The sequence below is a fragment of the Chitinophaga dinghuensis genome, assembly GCF_003259435.1.
Classification (GTDB): Bacteria; Bacteroidota; Bacteroidia; order Chitinophagales; family Chitinophagaceae; genus Chitinophaga; species Chitinophaga dinghuensis.
Genome location: NZ_QLMA01000005.1, coordinates 147,268 through 163,952, shown reverse-complemented (window position 1 = coordinate 163,952; position 16,685 = coordinate 147,268). Strand labels below are relative to the sequence as shown.

Annotated in this window: 19 protein-coding genes and 1 riboswitch; of the genes, 8 read left to right on the top strand and 11 right to left on the bottom strand. The window is 44.3% G+C overall.

Going from position 1 to position 16,685, the window contains the following annotated elements:
• From CLV59_RS15930 to CLV59_RS15920, 3 genes are all read left to right on the top strand, one after another.
• Positions 1 to 966, top strand: a complete 966-nt coding sequence (locus CLV59_RS15930; RefSeq protein WP_111593055.1) for a sulfotransferase family protein — start codon at positions 1 to 3, stop codon at positions 964 to 966.
• 143 nt (positions 967 to 1,109) lie between these two features.
• Positions 1,110 to 1,583: a hypothetical protein gene (locus CLV59_RS15925; protein WP_111593054.1), complete on the top strand. Its 474-nt coding sequence runs from the start codon at positions 1,110 to 1,112 to the stop codon at positions 1,581 to 1,583.
• A 6-nt stretch (positions 1,584 to 1,589) separates the two neighbouring features.
• Positions 1,590 to 1,877 (top strand): hypothetical protein, encoded by a 288-nt coding sequence (locus CLV59_RS15920; RefSeq protein WP_111593053.1) that lies wholly within the window; start codon positions 1,590 to 1,592, stop codon positions 1,875 to 1,877.
• 348 nt (positions 1,878 to 2,225) lie between these two features.
• Here CLV59_RS15920 and cysC read toward each other — a convergent pair whose 3' ends face one another.
• Positions 2,226 to 2,747 carry an adenylyl-sulfate kinase gene (cysC, locus tag CLV59_RS15910; protein WP_111593051.1) on the bottom strand — a complete coding sequence of 174 codons (522 nt, stop codon included), beginning with the start codon at positions 2,745 to 2,747 and terminating at the stop codon, positions 2,226 to 2,228.
• 114 nt (positions 2,748 to 2,861) lie between these two features.
• Between cysC and CLV59_RS15905 the strand changes: the two genes are divergently transcribed.
• Positions 2,862 to 4,394 carry a M60 family metallopeptidase gene (locus tag CLV59_RS15905; protein WP_146616213.1) on the top strand — a complete coding sequence of 511 codons (1,533 nt, stop codon included), beginning with the start codon at positions 2,862 to 2,864 and terminating at the stop codon, positions 4,392 to 4,394.
• Between the two features lie 46 nt (positions 4,395 to 4,440).
• Here the strand turns inward: CLV59_RS15905 and CLV59_RS15900 are convergent, their stop codons facing one another.
• From CLV59_RS15900 to CLV59_RS15855, 10 genes are all read right to left on the bottom strand, one after another.
• Positions 4,441 to 5,544: a hypothetical protein gene (locus CLV59_RS15900; protein ID WP_111593049.1), complete on the bottom strand. Its 1,104-nt coding sequence runs from the start codon at positions 5,542 to 5,544 to the stop codon at positions 4,441 to 4,443.
• Entirely contained in the window at positions 5,519 to 7,159 is a 1,641-nt protein-coding gene (locus CLV59_RS15895) for an NAD(P)-binding protein (RefSeq protein WP_111593048.1), read from the bottom strand. Before CLV59_RS15895 ends, CLV59_RS15900 begins: the two co-directional genes overlap by 26 nt.
• The gene (locus CLV59_RS15890; protein WP_111593047.1) at positions 7,134 to 8,633 is read right to left on the bottom strand and encodes a polyamine aminopropyltransferase; all 1,500 of its coding nucleotides are present in this window, start codon (positions 8,631 to 8,633) and stop codon (positions 7,134 to 7,136) included. Before CLV59_RS15890 ends, CLV59_RS15895 begins: the two co-directional genes overlap by 26 nt.
• Before the next feature lie 9 nt (positions 8,634 to 8,642).
• Entirely contained in the window at positions 8,643 to 8,861 is a 219-nt protein-coding gene (locus CLV59_RS15885) for a DUF350 domain-containing protein (protein ID WP_111593046.1), read from the bottom strand.
• 9 nt (positions 8,862 to 8,870) lie between these two features.
• On the bottom strand, positions 8,871 to 9,077 hold the full coding sequence (locus tag CLV59_RS15880) for a hypothetical protein (RefSeq protein ID WP_111593045.1): 207 nt from the start codon (positions 9,075 to 9,077) through the stop codon (positions 8,871 to 8,873).
• The gene (locus tag CLV59_RS15875) at positions 9,061 to 10,305 is read right to left on the bottom strand and encodes a DUF4178 domain-containing protein (RefSeq protein WP_170137777.1); all 1,245 of its coding nucleotides are present in this window, start codon (positions 10,303 to 10,305) and stop codon (positions 9,061 to 9,063) included. Before CLV59_RS15875 ends, CLV59_RS15880 begins: the two co-directional genes overlap by 17 nt.
• A gap of 43 nt (positions 10,306 to 10,348) precedes the next feature.
• Positions 10,349 to 10,702: an S-adenosylmethionine decarboxylase family protein gene (locus CLV59_RS15870; RefSeq protein WP_111593043.1), complete on the bottom strand. Its 354-nt coding sequence runs from the start codon at positions 10,700 to 10,702 to the stop codon at positions 10,349 to 10,351.
• Positions 10,703 to 10,863: 161 nt separating this feature from the next.
• On the bottom strand, positions 10,864 to 11,259 hold the full coding sequence (locus CLV59_RS15865) for a hypothetical protein (RefSeq protein ID WP_111593042.1): 396 nt from the start codon (positions 11,257 to 11,259) through the stop codon (positions 10,864 to 10,866).
• A gap of 104 nt (positions 11,260 to 11,363) precedes the next feature.
• Positions 11,364 to 11,711, bottom strand: a complete 348-nt coding sequence (locus tag CLV59_RS15860) for a phospholipase D-like domain-containing protein (protein ID WP_111593041.1) — start codon at positions 11,709 to 11,711, stop codon at positions 11,364 to 11,366.
• A gap of 73 nt (positions 11,712 to 11,784) precedes the next feature.
• Positions 11,785 to 12,546 carry a helix-turn-helix domain-containing protein gene (locus CLV59_RS15855; protein ID WP_111593040.1) on the bottom strand — a complete coding sequence of 254 codons (762 nt, stop codon included), beginning with the start codon at positions 12,544 to 12,546 and terminating at the stop codon, positions 11,785 to 11,787.
• Positions 12,547 to 12,670: 124 nt separating this feature from the next.
• Here CLV59_RS15855 and CLV59_RS15850 point away from each other — a divergent pair, with 124 nt between their 5' ends.
• From CLV59_RS15850 to CLV59_RS15835, 4 genes are all read left to right on the top strand, one after another.
• The gene (locus CLV59_RS15850; protein WP_111593039.1) at positions 12,671 to 12,856 is read left to right on the top strand and encodes a hypothetical protein; all 186 of its coding nucleotides are present in this window, start codon (positions 12,671 to 12,673) and stop codon (positions 12,854 to 12,856) included.
• A 158-nt stretch (positions 12,857 to 13,014) separates the two neighbouring features.
• Positions 13,015 to 13,821 carry a ThuA domain-containing protein gene (locus tag CLV59_RS15845; RefSeq protein WP_111593038.1) on the top strand — a complete coding sequence of 269 codons (807 nt, stop codon included), beginning with the start codon at positions 13,015 to 13,017 and terminating at the stop codon, positions 13,819 to 13,821.
• Positions 13,822 to 14,157: 336 nt separating this feature from the next.
• Positions 14,158 to 14,910 carry an ABC transporter ATP-binding protein gene (locus tag CLV59_RS15840; RefSeq protein ID WP_111593037.1) on the top strand — a complete coding sequence of 251 codons (753 nt, stop codon included), beginning with the start codon at positions 14,158 to 14,160 and terminating at the stop codon, positions 14,908 to 14,910.
• Complete coding sequence (locus CLV59_RS15835; RefSeq protein ID WP_111593036.1) at positions 14,901 to 16,217, top strand: hypothetical protein; 1,317 nt, start codon at positions 14,901 to 14,903, stop codon at positions 16,215 to 16,217. Before CLV59_RS15840 ends, CLV59_RS15835 begins: the two co-directional genes overlap by 10 nt.
• Positions 16,218 to 16,363: 146 nt before the next feature.
• Positions 16,364 to 16,575, top strand: a riboswitch (cobalamin riboswitch).
• Positions 16,576 to 16,685 lie beyond the last annotated feature (110 nt).

Here is a 16,685-nt window from a genome sequence, read left to right as displayed (position 1 = left end):
ATGCAAATTTCCGGCAATTCTATTCCTTACCAGACTATCCTCACCGGCCCCGCTATGAAATTTGAGTGGCTGGATGCAGCACAATACCGCTTTACACAACCTTTCTTTCATAATACCATACAAGAGCTGAAAAAACTGCAAGCGCCCGCGTTCCGGCAAGTAAAATGCGTCAGCACTGCAGAAGATATCCTGGAATGGACGAAGGAGCTACCGCCGCCAGATCCGGCGGCTATCATTTTTCATGTGTCCCGCTGCGGCTCTACAACCATCTCCCAAATGCTGGCAGAAGATGAGGAAAACCTGATCCTTTCTGAAGTAGCCATTTTGGATGATGTATTGCGGCTGCCATATATGCCCGATATCACCATGCTGCCTCCAAGGGAACAATTGTTTAAATCGCTGGTAGCATTGTTGTCCAAACCTCGTACAGGCAAGGAGAAACGGGTGTTCATTAAACTGGATAGCTGGCACCTGTTTTTCTATGAGGAACTACGGCAATGGTTTCCCAATACGCCATTCATGTTGCTATACCGACATCCGGCTGAAGTCGTGCGCTCCCAAATGAAACAACATGGCCTGCATTTCTTTCGTGGGGTCATCCCAGCTGAGTTAATGGGTTGCACCTGGGAAGAACTACCGGCTGAAAATCCTGCCTACATATCTTTTTTAATTGATCTTTACCTCCGGAAAATGGCGTATATCCATTCCCGTGATAGCAATACTTTTCTGGTAAATTATAAGGATGGTAATGAAGGAATGTTGGATGAATTGCTCTGCCATAGCCACTATCAGCCTTCGCCTCCTGTGAAAGAGGCAATGCTGCAAAGGGCAGTGAGGCATGGGAAATATCCCGATCAATCTTTCCAGCCGGAACCGCAAATATTGGATATACCAGATTATTTAGCGCAGGCTTGCCGCAGCTATGAGGAATTAAACGCTAATAATTTGAATTGTTTAATTATATAATGTGAAATAGATATTGCATTATATGATTTAATAATATAATATTGGATTGTACCGTTTATTGGCTTAAAAAAGAATTTATCATGCATAAGGTGTGTTCTATTTCGCTAAATACTTTATAAATTTGACGCTTTATCCTATTGTTTATGTTTAACAGAAAACTTCTTGGCGGTTTTGTATTGGGCATCTGTGCTACCTTGATGGTAATGTGGATATACCGGATGTTTTTATTGGAGAAACATGTTCCTTATGCTATTTCTATTAATGTCACAGATTCCATGCTTGGAAAAGTGAAAATTAAGGAGATTGTTAAAGACCTGGAACAAACAGAAAGCACAATTGAGAAGATAAACTCAGTCAGTAAAAGAATTGATGACATCCTGATTTTTGGCGGCGTTATTGTCACCTTATTAATAGCAATAAATGTGGGGGTTTATATTAAGGCAGAAAGCGAAGTAGAAAAACATTTTAAAGATAACTTTGAGAAAGTGAAAGAAAAGGTAGAGAAAAGAGTGAATGAGATAGAACAAATTGCAACAAAAGCGCAAATTGAGTTTGCTGCAATATCAGCTTTAAAGGAGAAAGTGACAATGTCGAATTCACAATCTACCAATCAATAATTATAGATGGAAAATTACAATAATCCAACAATTAGTTTGGAGGATCTTAACATATTTGAACAAAAAGTAAATCAGGGAACAATCAGTCAGGAGGACCTTGAGCTCATAAACAAGTTTATGACTAGTATCGGACTCCAGAATTTCTTGCTGGATAAACTCAGAGAATTAAATGTTCTCTCTTTCGAAGAATATGTTTTAAAGGTTACTGGAAGGGATAACGATTCTACATTGGAAGCAAGGCTTAGAGGGACTGTCTTAGGAGTGATCTCTGCATTGAGAACTTATTTAAAGTAAAATAATGAATGCATATGTAACTTACGAGTTAGTGGCTAATCAGACTGATCTAGTTGAAAATTTCAAGAGCAAAATGATGTCTGACTATAGTTACTTCGATAAGTGGTTTTCTGGCCCGAACAATAATCAATTTACACTTCCGAATGGAGGTCTTTGGAAACCCAATATTTCCCTTGAACAAGCCTATCAAGATTGTGTTCGTTGCGGAAGACAGCTTAATATTGAGTTTAAAAGCTTAATTATTGTACCTGCAACCCCCTGGGTGGGTGCAAGTTCAGTACGTTAAAAGTGCTTAGCCTTCCAGAATGGAAGGCTTTTTTATCAGTAAAAGTCTAGGTTATATTTATACTACAAACTAGCAAGGATATACGAAGATAATCGCTCCACAGCATCGTGTATAGTCTCCTCATGGGTATGTATAATAAGTTGGGGAGACACGGGTACTTCATAGGGATCATTCACTCCCGTGAGGTTATGGAGCTTTTCCGGATGGCCGTCCGGTAACAGCGCCCGACGATATAAACCTTTAGTATCTCTGTCCAGCAACGTCTCCAGCGGGCAATGAATCCATATCGTATGAGCGCCATAGTTATCAGCCGCCCATTTCCTCATTTCTTCATAGGGATGGATAACAGAAAGGAGCGTAATCACTCCTGCCTTTGTTTTTTCTGCGGCCACAGTAGAAAGGCGGCGGATATTTTCATACCTGTCCTCACGAGAAAATCCCAGATCCTTACAAAGGGTTTGCCGGTAAACATCTCCGTCAATTACTTCTGTCTGGTAGCCTTGCTGGCGCAGACGTTCCTGCACCGCATTGGCGATGGTTGTTTTTCCGGCTCCTGATAATCCTGTCAGCTGAATAAAGCGCATAATCAATTTGTTGGATAGCCCTGCAAAAATATCATTTACCGCCAGTTTATCTTGAATAAAATAATTCCGAAAGAAAGCCTGTCTAGTATTAATTTCCAGCTACAAAACAGGAACATGAAAAACAAACATCTACTCCTTGCCATGCTAATGGCGGGCGCCACTACAGCCTATGCGCAGGGACCCGCTAAAACACCCACTGCAGAAGACGTGATCATCACGCCTACCAACCGACTGAAAGTAAAAGATTCCGTATTGCGTAAACAGGTGCTGGACTGGAGCAGTAAGGCAATGGCAAGCAAAGATTACCAGCATATAAAGGCACATCCCTCGGCGGCCTGGTTTCCGGGAGCCGTGAAGCCCGGAGCAGATCATATCTCCCGTACTATTCATATTGATCATAAACAGGTAGACAAAAATGACTGGGCTGTTATCCGCAAGCTCGATTACGGCTCCCCAGAAGCCGCTACGCTGTATTCTACCGGCCTCTATGCTGCCCCAGGTGAAGTTGTGGAGTTTTCCATCCCATCCAATATGGCAAATGGTATCATAACAATCCAAATTGGCGCACATTCTGATGAGTTGGGCCATTGGGTAGCAGGAGGGGAAGACTGGCGCAGAATGCCGAATATCGTGAAGGCGGAGACACTAAAGTCTACGACTACACGAATAGCCAGTCCTTTCGGCGGTTTGATTTACATCGCTACATTACCCGTAGCAAAAGACTGGTCCGCCGATGTAACTATTAAAGGCGCTGTAACATCTCCTCAGTTTGTACTTGGCAAAACCACCAAGGAAGAATGGCTGGAACAACTGAAAAATAATAAAGCGCCATGGGGCGAAATGAGTACAGACCGTATTATCCTCACCTTGCCAGACTCCGTCATGCAGCAAGTATCAGATCCTGAAAAAGTAATGAAGATCTGGGACCGTATCATTGGTGGAATTATGGAGCTGGCGCAATATCCGCAGCCTGTTTACCGGCCGCAACGCATGGTGCTGGACGAACATATTGGCGGCGGCTACATGCATTCCGGTTATCCGATCATGGTCCATCATTCTCCCTCCGCGCATATGGTGTCCGCAGATATCATCGTAAATCCTGAAAAACTGCTGATCCCAACAGAAGGTGGCGCTAACTGGGGCTTCTTCCATGAAATTGGTCATAACATGCAAAGCAGCGACTGGTCCTTCGATGGTACTACGGAAGTAGGTTGTAATTTCTTTTCGCTCTATTCCTTTGACCGACTCACAGGTGGCCGTAATGGCGCACATGATGGCGTTTCCAATAAAAGAACGATGGATATGATGAGGAAGTATTTTGAAAAAGGCGCCAACTTCGAAACCTGGAAAAATGATCCTTTCTTAGCGTTGATCCTGTTCCGCCAATTGCAGGAAGGCTTTGGCTGGGAAGCGTTTAAGACGTTCTTCCGCAATTGCCAGGCATATGCCAAACAGGACCCTAAAGGAAGCTACGCTAAGACAGATGAACAAAAAAGAGATTTATGGGCAAAAGAATTTTCAAAAATCACTGGCCGAAATCTCGCGCCGTTCTTTGAATTCTGGGGCGTTCCCATTAGCAGCAGTGTAAAAGAAGAACTGAAAGCGCTGCCGGAATGGATGCCGTACAACGTTCCCCCGTTACAGTAAGTAATCGTTGAAATGTCTGAAAGCAGCGGCTTTCAGACATTTCTTCTTATGCGCCAATCGTTTTTTCTTTCCAGTTATACCGATCGTTTTTAATCTTCCAGATAAAACCATCCAGTACATAATGCGTTACCTGCGGAATAGCAAGAAAAGGTATGATGAAAGCGAGAAAATAATTATCATCATAGGCTGGCAGTTGACGGAATAAGGAAAAGAACTGCAAATGTTCTCTCCATACAAATCCATCCCATAGCCCTTCTTCGACATAAGCAAATAACATCGTCAATCCAATAAAGAGTACAATTCCTTTATTACTGAATAACAACTGAAGGAACCTGCTGCCCTGTGCCGGACGATAATACTGCTTGCGGCCATGCGCCCAAATGAGCGCCATATAAGGTATCCCATGCGAAATGACATTCAGTAATGTAAAGGTAAGATCGCCGTTGAAATAGATAATCCCGAAATACCAGGATAGTACCGTGCCCAATACCAGCAAGTGTTTGGGCGTATTGAAAGACCGGGAGATTATCGTCTCCCTGATAGCATTTATAACATATGTTATTAAAATAAAGGCATATGGATATCGCAGGAAATCCGCCACACTGGCCCCGGAGATATAGTAGAAATCATTTTCTACAAACCAGTTGAATAGACGTGGGCCATGCAGGTGCCAGTATAATAACGGGTATATAGTAGCGGCGTATATCGTAATGCTGTCAATGGTTTTACTCCATTTACCTGCGTTTTCTTTCCGACTGTAAATGCGTAAAAATCCATACTGTTGTCGTACAAAATGATATACTGCCAGGTAAGCCAGTATCCGCCAAAATACCAACGGGCCTGCCAAATAGGCGAGTACGCCGGCTATCCAGGAAATGATTGGTACAGCAATAAATAACCGACGCCGTTTTTGGAAAGTATCGCCATCGAAATAAGTGCGGTAAATAGTGCTGTAAACATGCGATACATCTATAAACAACACCAGGATCACCCACCATGCCAGGTTCACGCCGCCTGAGACCTGGAATGCGGCAGGAAACAGCCAGATTGCCAGCAATGCGGCAAACGGCGGAAATAAGATGAACAAACCATCTACCCAACCACTGTAAATCCATGGCTGACGTTTAACTGCAATAGTCGGCAAGGGCATTAGCGGCTTTATTTCCATGATAAAATGCTTCCTCAAAAATAGAAACGCCACTCAGATCAGAGTGCGCATAGAAAATATTTTTATAGGGAGACGACTGGGCCGCTGCCCTCGCTGCTCCCGTGATAAATCCGGTATGAGGTCTTATCATGCCGTGTCCCCAAACGGTAATATCTACATCCCGAATAACTTCGTGTATGCCCGGATGTACCTTCTCTAAATCATCTGTAATGAGCTTCACCCATTGCTGTGGTTCCAGCGCAATAGCATATTTGCGGGAAGATACCGGGTCCAAATGATCCAGGGGAAGATAATAAGTTACTACCTGTCGCTCTGGCTGAACCTGTGTAAGCTGCTGTTGTTGTGCATATACATAACCGAGCGATTTCCCTCTGTAAATCACATTATCCCAGCACAATTGATAGCCGGAAGATTCGGGAACACGATCCAGCGTGATGTTGGCTACTAACCATGGAGAATATACGAAATCATGATCGTAGGTTCCGCCTGGAATAAGACGCTGCGTCACAAACTGCGGAGTAGCGAGGATGCAGGCTTTGGCGATAATCCTTTGGGTAGTATGCAATCGCATATCATAGTAATCGATGGCTACGCGGTTGCCCTGTGGGGTTACTTTATAAACGATCGTCTGCTGTAACGTTTTTTCTTTGCTGAACTGTTGGAGATGTTGCACTAACCGACCATTGCCCTGGGGCCATGTCAGCATCTGGGAGTTGTCGGCATTGGCGGCTTTCCCTTTGCGACTGGCAAAATAGTGAATGCCCGCCCAGGCGCTGATAATATCGATCCCCGCTCCATAATCATCGCGACAGCAATAATCCAGGTACCAGTACAGTTCCTCAGACTGGTATCCTTTCTGTTGCAGATAAGTGCGCATATTGATGTTGTCCAGCTCACGGAATGCAGGATCTACGGAGCTATTGGCAATGGGAATATCAAAAGCATAACGGCCGTCAGTTCCCCGAATGGCACGTAGTTGCTGCATTTCGTCCAGCCAGCGTTTGAGCTCCTGCTGCGTAGTCTTCGTAGTGCCTAACTGCGGAATCAGTCCTTCCTGCCAACGATCATGGATATAAAGTCGTTCTTCAGGGTCATAACAAAGATCAGTTTCATTGTATACGGGAAGGCCATTGGAATTGTAACCAGTCAGAATACCCGCTTCTGCCAGCATATCCAGCAGGGGCTGATTATCTGTATTGGGTATAGGAAGATAGTGCGCTCCCAGCGGAAAAGCGCTGTACTTGTTGGAGCCGAAGCTGGCATTGCCCCCTGTATGGGATTCCAGTTCCAGTAACCGATAGTTATTCATCCCCCTGTGATGCAGCATGCGTGCTGCTGCGAGTCCCGCTACGCCGCCGCCAATGATCACTGCATCATATTCTTTCGTATGCGTGGGCGTTTGGAAAACGTTATCCCGCATCATATGTCCTGCTTTCGCAGAAGCGCCACTGATGCGACTCGTAATATGTCCGTATTTATCGCGCTTTTCAGAACAGGCAATATATTGTGAAGCCGTTATCGTACTGCCCGCAATGATAGCCATATACCGGAGGAAATCTTTCCTGCTGATATTATTCCTGGAATTTTCCCCACTCATCTTCAAAGTATTGTACCAGTATCTGGTTGTTCAGGTGATTGGCCAGCACTTTTCTTTCACTCATGTCTGGCGTGAAATCCGCCATCTGGCGGAAAGTGGCGGCAGTAAAGTATCTTAGACCAGCTGGTAGCTGGTCGTGGTGTTGCGATAATGGCATGGGAGAGGCCATGACATATCCCCATTCTCCGAAAGAAGGCACATAAGTGTGATAGGGGATCGTTTGAAAATTACATTCCTGTAAGGTGGCATTCACACACCAGAAGGCCTTCGGCGCTACGTATGGAGAAGTGGACTGTATCACAATCACACTGCTGTCAGTCAGCGCATTTCTCAGCTTGCGGTAGAACGCGGTGGTATAAAGCTTACCTACAGCGTAATTCCCGGGGTCCGGGAAATCTACGATGGCTACATCAAATTGCTTTTTGTTTTCTTTCAGCCACTGAAAGGCATCGGCATTGATCACCTGAATGCGCGGAGAGAGGAGGGAACTATCGTTCAGTCCCACCAGCATACTGTTGCTACGAAATAATTTTGTCATCGCCGGGTCCAGGTCCACCAAGGTGATCTGCTGTACTTCCGGATATTTTAGCAGTTCTCTTGCCGCCATCCCATCGCCACCGCCAAGAACGAGTACCTGACTGCGTTTGGGGCTATACATCATCGGTGGATGTACGAGCGCTTCATGGTAGCGGTATTCGTCGGCAGAGCTGAATTGCAGGTTACCGTTAAGGTATAGCCGTAAATCTAACCGACTTCTGGTGAGCACGATGCGTTGATAAGTAGAAGAATGGCTGTAGATCACAGGATCACGGAAGGCGACGCCTTCTGAATAGCTCATGATCCTGTCCGCCCAGAAAAAGATTGCTACTAATGCCACAATACATGCGATCGCTTTGGCTTTCAAATATTTTGCCCATTGTACTTCGTGTTTAAATCGTACACATACCACAATGGCCACTGCCACATTCAGTATCCCGAAAAAGCAGGAAGTGCGGATAAGCCCCAGGTAAGGTACCAGCAGCAAAGGAAATATCAGAGAGGCGAGGAGCGCCCCAATATAATCAAAGGTAAACACCCTGGACACGAGGTCTTTGAACTCGTATCTGTCTTTCAGAATATTCATCAGGAGCGGGAGTTCCAATCCTACCAATGTTCCTGTGAGTCCTACCAACAGATATAACACCAGCCTGAAGCTGGCGGCATGTTCAAAGAGAAGAAACAGCAGGGCAGAGCTGATACCGCCGATTAATCCTACCAGTATTTCCAGTTGGATAAACCAGCTGAGTAAATCCTTTTTAAAAAAACGGGAGAGCCATGCGCCAATGCCCATGGAGAATAAATAAACGCCAATAATGGTAGAAAACTGTGTTACAGAATCACCCAATAAATAGCTCGCCAGCGTACCTGCTACCAGCTCATAAATGAGGCCACAGGTCGCAATTACAAACACCGATAATAATAACAGAATTTCCACCTGCGTAATTTAACTGTGAATCGCGGAACTGATAATCAATCCCATTGCAATGATATAGGCCGCTACCACGATGGCCAGGGCAATATTTTTATTTTGTACTACTTCCTTCCAGGTGTCCTCAGGGGTTATGAACTTGTCTACCAGCCAGAAGCCGCCTACCAGAACAATTACGCCAATGAGGGCATAAACCATAGATGCCAGGATAAATTTGAGTTGTAAAGTTTCCATATACAGGGATTATTTGTGATAGAAATAGTGAACGCCGCTATGACTACGTGCACCGCGGGCTTTCCCGGGTTCCCATTTTTCCGTACTTGTACAGTTACAGATACGATAGCCATATACATTGCTGATGATCAACAGGCCAAGGAAACTGCAGAGCACCATAATGGAAATCTTATCCTGCTTCCAGGAAAAAGGTAGTTTACTAAGAAAGTTTTTCATCTAATTTGAATTTTACGTTAGACCCGGCCATTCGTTCATTCTCAAAATTGTTTTCCCACAAAAGCAGGGTCACTGCTATCGCGCCTAGAATAAGACAAAGAAGTACCTCATTCCAGTAAGTAGGTACATCATATCTGGCAGCTACATTCGCTGATATATAGCCATATCTCGGTTCTCCGCTTGTAGCCAGTACAAAGTGATAGGTACCCGCTGTTACGCCACAAATGAATGCCTTTTGATAAGCGCTTCCTTCCGACCATGACTCTCCGTCTTCTACGCCTCTATACAGCGAAGATTCCATACTGAATGCATTTTCCTTACCAGTCACTTCATCCACCAGTATTAAATCCAATGCCGCCCAACTATTGTTTACATCCGAATAAAACTCCAGCTCCAGGTTGCTGTAACCTCCATCCACTTTGAAACTGGGACTTACTATCTGCTTACTGGCGACGGCGGCGCTGTCTATGCGCAAATGCTGATTAAATACCTCTACATTCCGCCTGATGCCGTTGGTATATAGAGAAAAGAAGATCGCGATGAAACAGAAAAGCAAGGTACCATATACGAACTGACGAGGTCGGATATACCTTGAAAAAGGCTGTGTGGGACCCACTCCTTTACGACTTGGCGGATATTTACCATTCAAAAACGCTTCTTGGATTTCTTTAGGGTAGATATACCTACCCAGGAAGGTATCGAATTCAATATGATGATTCTCATCTTCTGTCATTTCAATAGCCAGCATCTGAGGAGGGCGGATAAACTCTATACACCGGGTCTTGTTCTTATATTCCAGTTCCCAGGGTATTTCTCCAATGATGTAAATAAATTTTGCAGAGTATCTGGAAAAAATCTCAAAGTCCTTGCCTTCATGGACCAAATGTTTGGTCGATTCTGCATCCTGCTTCCTGGTGAAAGGCTTGTCGGGTAAAGGTGCTAACAGGTTCCAATGTCCGTCATACTCCGACAAGAATACAGTCACATTATCCCGCAGCCTTGTCAGTACGTACTCTGACCAATAATAATATGTCCCCAATTCCTGGCGCTCGAGGTAACCAATAATACGGTACTTCTCGCCTTGAAGGATACCCTCTGTTCCCAACGGAATACATTGCTCACGATGAGCGCCTTTCATGGCAATCGTGCTGCTTACATTGCCATTCCTGACGCGGAGTAAGGAATGACATTTCGTACAACCATAATAACCGTCACCGGTATGCTGCATCTCAAAAGATTGGCGACAGCCGGAACAATTGTAGTGTGGCATATTATCTTCTTAAGGTGTGGGATTCATGGCGCTGCGTTTCAAAAAAATCATGAATCGCCGCCATTATAGATTGTGTAGTATGATCGTTGTCCTTTCTGAAATTGGAGAGAAATACATCACAGGTACAGAGCCCATATTCCGGCCAGGTATGGATAGAAATATGTGATTCCGTCAGGCAATGCACTGCGGTAAAACCTCCGGTAGGGAAGTCATGAATCGCCTGACCTACTTCCGTCAGTTCATATTTACAGATTTGTTGCTGGATAAACTCCTTCCAGTTGGCACTGTGCTGCAGTAACTCAAGTTTGTCGGAATACAATGTGGTCAGCAAATGTAATCCCGGTCGATATTCCATAGTAGAGATAATGTTGCGTGGGCAAGATATACATTCTATCCAGATAATAAAATAACCTGGAGCCCTTCACTCTGCATATTATATGCCAGATTTATATAAAGAAAAACGGATACAGCGGAGAAACGCCATATCCGTTCATATATTCACTATAGGACTTGCTGCTAAGGTTGTTCCTGTTTTTTCATTTCCCGTTGTTCTTTACGTTCTTTATATTTTTCTTTGGCCTGTTCGCGACGTTCTTTCTTATTGGCTTCATACATATCATATTGCTGCGGTGTCAATACAGTCTTCAAAGAGGAATCCCTTTGCTGACTTAGATCTTTCATTTGCTTCGCTTTCTCCATTCTCTGCACCTGATTATCTTTTCTGAGCGTAGCCATACGGTCGGAAAAATTCTTATTGATGTCGTATACTTTTGTATACTGCTCTTCATTAAGAGAGAGGTGTGCTTTCATGGAATCTGTCATGACACGGATATAATCCCTTTTTTCCTGAGACCTGGATATGAATCCGGTCAGCAGCAGTGTCACCAGCATTGGAAGGAATAATCTTTTCATGATCGGATATTTTATAGCTCAACAATCCATATCCGTCATTTGTTCGCACAAGAAAGGGCTACCGTTCTGGTAAGCCCTCTCAACAATCTTTTTAATAAGAAATATCAGTCGTTGTAAACAGGTGCGACGGTTCGCTGAGGGATTCGTATCTCTATAGACCCGCCGAATTGTAACACAGGAGCCATAGATGCCAGTTGCATCGCTTGTTCGTCGTTTTCAGCCGACATATGAATAAAGCTTACCAGTCGGTTGCCTTCTTCTCTTATTACGCCCGCTGCGCTATTATGGTCGTCTACCACAAATCCTGGCTGTACCACTGGAATGCCGTAGATATAATGATTGCCGGCTTTCCAATGTTCCACTGCCGTATCCCAGCCAGCGTGAAGCGTTTCCAGATCTGATGCAGATAATGATTCCGGGTTGATTCTTACAAAAAATACATACTCTTTCATAGCATTGATGATTTATACCAGCAAAGCTAGCAGCTGTATCTCCCCGGAAATTGTAAAAAATCATTTTTTATGTTTACCACTCTGGTGCATGGCTGAAAAAAGCCTGCGGTGTCTGTCCTGTGAAAAGCCGGAAGTCGCGGATAAAATGCGCCTGATCAAAATAACCGGCTTCGTAAGCCAGGTCTGTAAGAGAGCGATTGGGCTTATAACGGGAGATAACATTCCGGAACCTGACAATCGCCGCAAAATGCTTGGGACTGGTACCTACCATGCTGCGAAATCTTTTCTCCAGTGGGTCCCGGCTGATGTGTAAGGAGGTGGCCAGGTCACGGATTTTCAGTTGTCCGCCCGCTTCTCTGATCTGCCCTATGGCGGCGAGTATCAGTAAATCCTGTTGTTGAGGCCGAATAATACTGCATAACCACTGGTCCAGTAATTGAACGCATAATTTGTCTGTGGCAGCCGCCTGTAGCCGATCTGTTACAGCGTCCAGCATATCCTTGGGGAATAAATCGGTCATCGAAACCACCTGACTATTCAACAGATGTAATGGCGCTGGTATGAAGACAGCCGCCGCTCCGGGTTTCATGGTGGCTAGTAAGAACCGGGTTTTATCATGGTAGGCCATCTGCTGCGGCCCCTTTCTAATTCCGGCAATGTTGGCGCTCGTAAGGACCGTGGACGCATGATCCACCTGCCCACCCAAACGAAAGGAGAGGGTCATAGCAGTATCCGGCAATACCGTATTGATCCGGCCAGTATCGCTGGTAATGATCATATAGCCAGTGATATAAGGCGCTAATTTTTTCGATGGTGGGTAATGCCGGATTTGCATGGTATGCTAAAATTGTCCTATGAAGATATTAATTAACACCGCTTTAATACTATGCTGTTAGAAATTTGAGGAAATTTATCAAAGAATTTAAAAGCTCATTTATTCACTTTTAAAATTCAATGTCATGTTGCATAAAGGGAATGGTTCCGGTAAACACTCGGAACAACATCGTGAAAGATCCCTGGGCAGAGAACCAGGAAAAACCCAACACAGAAAGAACAACGCCCGGAACATGCAGGACAATACTGATAAAATGGAACACGGTACGTCCGATAAAGGCCACCTGTCAAAACGTAAAGGTGGACACTAGCCGCCGCTCCGGGTTATCAACAATAGCTTTCATCATTACACCAAAACAACCAGCGTCATGGATCATATACAGCCGTATCCATGGCGCTGTATTTTTTTACTACTTCTTTACTACGTCAGCATAGGATTTTTACGCCCTGAGTGCTATTTTTAGCGCCTATGAAGAAACTGCTTCTCCCGTTGCTGCTATTACTCGCTGATGCCCTGAGCGGCCAGCATCTCCCTAAAGCCATCGCTTTCTATACCGGTAAAAACGACCAGGCACATATCAATTTCGTGAAGGAAGCAAATACCTTCTTCGCCACGCAACTGAAAAATTACGGCTACCAATACTATTGCACCCAGGATTGGGACCGACTAAATCCGGATACCCTCCGGCAATACGACCTGGTCATCTTCCTGGATACCAGACCCGATAATCCTGCCCAGAGAACAGCTTTCCAGGATTATATGGAACACGGCGGCGCATGGCTGGGATTTCACTTCTCCGCTTTTGCACTCAGCCCTTCCGCCTTTCCGGCAGACTGGCACTGGTACCATGAAACCTTTCTCGGAAGCGGCTCCTATGCCAGCAATACCTGGAAACCTACCAGTGCAAACCTCCGCGTAGAAAATACCCAACACCCAGTAACAGCAGGACTCCCAGCCATTTTTCGCAGTGCGCCCAATGAATGGTACCGCTGGAGCAACGACCTGCGCAAAAATCCAGCTATAGCTATTTTGGTAGCAATAGACAGCAGCAGCTTCCCCCTGGGGACTGGTCCCAAACCCCACGAAATATGGCATAGCGGCTATTATCCGGTGGTATGGACCAATAAAAAATACCGTATGGTCTATATCAATATGGGCCACAACGATATGAACTATCAAGCAGATACCGGATTATCCTCTACCTTCAGCGAACCCGCTCAAAATCAACTTATCTTGCAGGCATGCCGCTGGTTATTGGATACAAATAAAAAATAACCGCACCCGCGCTTCATCCTACAACACAAAGGACCATCCGCTAAGCCCGGATGGTCAAAATGTCGATTTCGTACTATTCTTACAAAGGAAAATGATGATAACTTTACCATAGTAATACCCATATTTTCGATTAGCCGTAAACGGTAGTACCCAATTCTATTTAACCTTCTATTCTTCATGTATACATATTTTCCGATATTTCATCGGATGTTATACCCATACTGCCTTTTGCATTAAAAAGTTATAAATTCAGTATGCGATATAGCTGACAAACCCTTTCCAAGCCGGAAGTGATTTTTCTTCCGGTTTGTTTCATTCGTTGGAAAAAAGAAAACTATGCATATTTCAGTTGACTCCGTTACCAAAAAGTATGGTAAAATAACGGTATTAGATCAAGTGAGTATTGATTTTCGCCAAGGCGGATGCTATTGCATCATCGGCGTTAATGGCGCTGGAAAATCCACCCTCTTTAATTTACTCATGCAGTATATAAAGGCGGAAACAGGGGAGATCCTGTACGACACGCATCGTTTTCAGGTATTGCCTGCTGCATATAAACAACGCATGGGATATTTAAGCGAACCATTGAATATTTTAGAAGAGCTGTCCGTCAACCAATACCTGGATTTTACAGGGAAACTTTATGGAGTAGCACCTGCTTTATTGCAAGACCGGAAAGAAAGAATATTACAGTTTCTCTTTGAAGATCAGGAAGAAATAGGGAAGAAACGAATCGCCGTTTTATCCACTGGTATGAAGAAAAAAGTAGCCTTTGCCGGCGCCATCTTACATTCCCCTGAATTCCTGCTGCTGGATGAACCCTTTTCCGCGCTGGATCCTGTTTCTGCAAAAAAAATATGCAATTTTTTATCCGGTTATCTGAATGAAAAAAGAACAATAGTATTCTCCTCTCACAATCTGGAATACCTGGAAGCAATCAATCCCATTATCATCATATTGGATGATGCCAAAGTCAAATACAACGCGCCACTGGCGGAGTTCACCAGCAACCATAGCCAAAGTATCAGTCAGTCGCTCATGGAGAAACTGAAAGTTAATGACAGCTCAACTGTAATGCAATGGGATTAATTGGGTGGTATACAACTGTTAAAATAAAAGCATTCTTCCGTTGGAAAGACAACCGCTCCGGAATAATATATGCTATACTAGGTATGGCCGCTATGTTGTATGCAGTGGGTTTACTGTACCTGTTGATGACCGAACTGACGAAACGCTTATCTGTAGAACATTTTAAGCATATACTACTGGTCACGGTCGTATCGATGACGGTCCTCCGAAAGTTCCTGCCGCAATACATACCTTTTCGAAAAAGTCTGTTACCTTACCATCCTACATCAGCCATCTTCCGATATGCCTTTAACGTATTAGATGAAATCTTGTGTTTCAATTTTGTGAACACGGTATTATTCATTTCGCTGCTACTTATTTTTCCGTTTTTTACTATCAAAGATGCCCTTACCTGGATCATTTGGATAGTGGTGGCGATCATTTGCAGGCGATTTATCCAATGTTTACTGGAGCAACGAATAAGGAGACACGATTTTTTCTTGTTATTAGGTCTCTCCCTGGCAGCAATCATCGGAGCCGTGATATTTTGGCAGCCGGCATTTATAAATACGGGGTCCTGGGAAGCCGCTCTGATAGCCATTGTAGTTGCCGGGTTGGCAGACTTTATGATGGAAGAAAAAATCGGTGAATATGAATATACAAGCAGACAAGGTGTTACAAGCAGTCACACTGGTTTCAATATATTGATGAATGCTCCGGTGCTGCGGGTGGCCGTAACTGGCGCATTCATCGTGAAAGCGCTTTTCCTCCTGGTGCTCACGATGAAAATGCAAAAGAAAGGGGTGAATGAAATGATGTTTGTCACCATGTTATTTTCTTCACCGGCACTTCCGTTTACATACTGCTTCAATAATTGCTGGGGGCCACTGAGAAACTATTGGTTCTCCATAGATCAGGCTGACCCGAACGGCACCGCAATTTGGAGATTACAGCTGCGGATCATGGCTCTGCCGTTAGCAATTGACAGTATACTTACCATTATTTTTTACATCGTTAACAGCAAGCTAGGCCCAATGATATTGGTGTCCTACTTTGCTTCCGGTATCCTTCTCTGCGTACTCTCTTATTACTGGTCTTTACGCTTCCCATTTTATGTGAAGCGAGGATTCAGTATGAATGTGAATACCTCAACAGTGGCCTCTCTTATTACATTACCCATTTGCACTGCGCTGTGGCTCACCTGCCTGTCGCCAGCATATTACCTGATAGCGGTAGCATATGTCATCGCGGCATTAGTCCTCATCATACGAATGAATAAATTCTATAACAACATCAGAATATCCGTTTATTCTAAATTATATCGCTAAAATCCAATTATCCCTATGCAGATGAGATTGGCCAGGGTCGCCTGGCCAATCCGAATATTTTTTAGCAACCCTGCAACTTTTAAGCTATCTTTGCCCCGTTAAATTAAAATTGAAGATTAGACGGAAGTCTTTACAGTCTTGAATTTTATACATTTAGAGCGTATGGTTCAACACTTACAAGCCTTGTAAGCGCTGATTAAAAGGGAACTCGGGTGTAAATCCCGGACAGTCCCGCTGCTGTAAATCTCACCAATATTGCTTTGGCAATCCATCACAGGTCACTGTCTCTCCAACTAGAGATGGGAAGGCCGCCAAAGCGGAGATAAGTCAGAATACCTGCCATATACTTGGATTTTTGAGCTTTCGTGGAATGAGGCTCGGAATTATGATCCGGTACAGACGTACTGTCTTCATACTTTTTCCATTTCTCTGAGAAAGCTGTTAAGTGAAACATTAACAGATAAATTT

What these genes read in the sequence shown, in the direction of transcription:
- CLV59_RS15930 (WP_111593055.1), top strand. Translation starts at nt 1, where the DNA reads ATGCAAATTTCCGGCAATTCTATTCCTTACCAGACTATCCTCACCGGC.
- CLV59_RS15925 (WP_111593054.1), top strand. Translation starts at nt 1,110, where the DNA reads ATGTTTAACAGAAAACTTCTTGGCGGTTTTGTATTGGGCATCTGTGCT.
- CLV59_RS15920 (WP_111593053.1), top strand. Translation starts at nt 1,590, where the DNA reads ATGGAAAATTACAATAATCCAACAATTAGTTTGGAGGATCTTAACATA.
- cysC (WP_111593051.1), bottom strand. Translation starts at nt 2,747, where the DNA reads ATGCGCTTTATTCAGCTGACAGGATTATCAGGAGCCGGAAAAACAACC.
- CLV59_RS15905 (WP_146616213.1), top strand. Translation starts at nt 2,862, where the DNA reads ATGAAAAACAAACATCTACTCCTTGCCATGCTAATGGCGGGCGCCACT.
- CLV59_RS15900 (WP_111593049.1), bottom strand. Translation starts at nt 5,544, where the DNA reads ATGCCCTTGCCGACTATTGCAGTTAAACGTCAGCCATGGATTTACAGT.
- CLV59_RS15895 (WP_111593048.1), bottom strand. Translation starts at nt 7,159, where the DNA reads ATGAGTGGGGAAAATTCCAGGAATAATATCAGCAGGAAAGATTTCCTC.
- CLV59_RS15885 (WP_111593046.1), bottom strand. Translation starts at nt 8,861, where the DNA reads ATGGAAACTTTACAACTCAAATTTATCCTGGCATCTATGGTTTATGCC.
- CLV59_RS15880 (WP_111593045.1), bottom strand. Translation starts at nt 9,077, where the DNA reads ATGAAAAACTTTCTTAGTAAACTACCTTTTTCCTGGAAGCAGGATAAG.
- CLV59_RS15875 (WP_170137777.1), bottom strand. Translation starts at nt 10,305, where the DNA reads ATGCAGCATACCGGTGACGGTTATTATGGTTGTACGAAATGTCATTCC.
- CLV59_RS15870 (WP_111593043.1), bottom strand. Translation starts at nt 10,702, where the DNA reads ATGGAATATCGACCGGGATTACATTTGCTGACCACATTGTATTCCGAC.
- CLV59_RS15865 (WP_111593042.1), bottom strand. Translation starts at nt 11,259, where the DNA reads ATGAAAAGATTATTCCTTCCAATGCTGGTGACACTGCTGCTGACCGGA.
- CLV59_RS15860 (WP_111593041.1), bottom strand. Translation starts at nt 11,711, where the DNA reads ATGAAAGAGTATGTATTTTTTGTAAGAATCAACCCGGAATCATTATCT.
- CLV59_RS15855 (WP_111593040.1), bottom strand. Translation starts at nt 12,546, where the DNA reads ATGCAAATCCGGCATTACCCACCATCGAAAAAATTAGCGCCTTATATC.
- CLV59_RS15850 (WP_111593039.1), top strand. Translation starts at nt 12,671, where the DNA reads ATGTTGCATAAAGGGAATGGTTCCGGTAAACACTCGGAACAACATCGT.
- CLV59_RS15845 (WP_111593038.1), top strand. Translation starts at nt 13,015, where the DNA reads ATGAAGAAACTGCTTCTCCCGTTGCTGCTATTACTCGCTGATGCCCTG.
- CLV59_RS15840 (WP_111593037.1), top strand. Translation starts at nt 14,158, where the DNA reads ATGCATATTTCAGTTGACTCCGTTACCAAAAAGTATGGTAAAATAACG.
- CLV59_RS15835 (WP_111593036.1), top strand. Translation starts at nt 14,901, where the DNA reads ATGGGATTAATTGGGTGGTATACAACTGTTAAAATAAAAGCATTCTTC.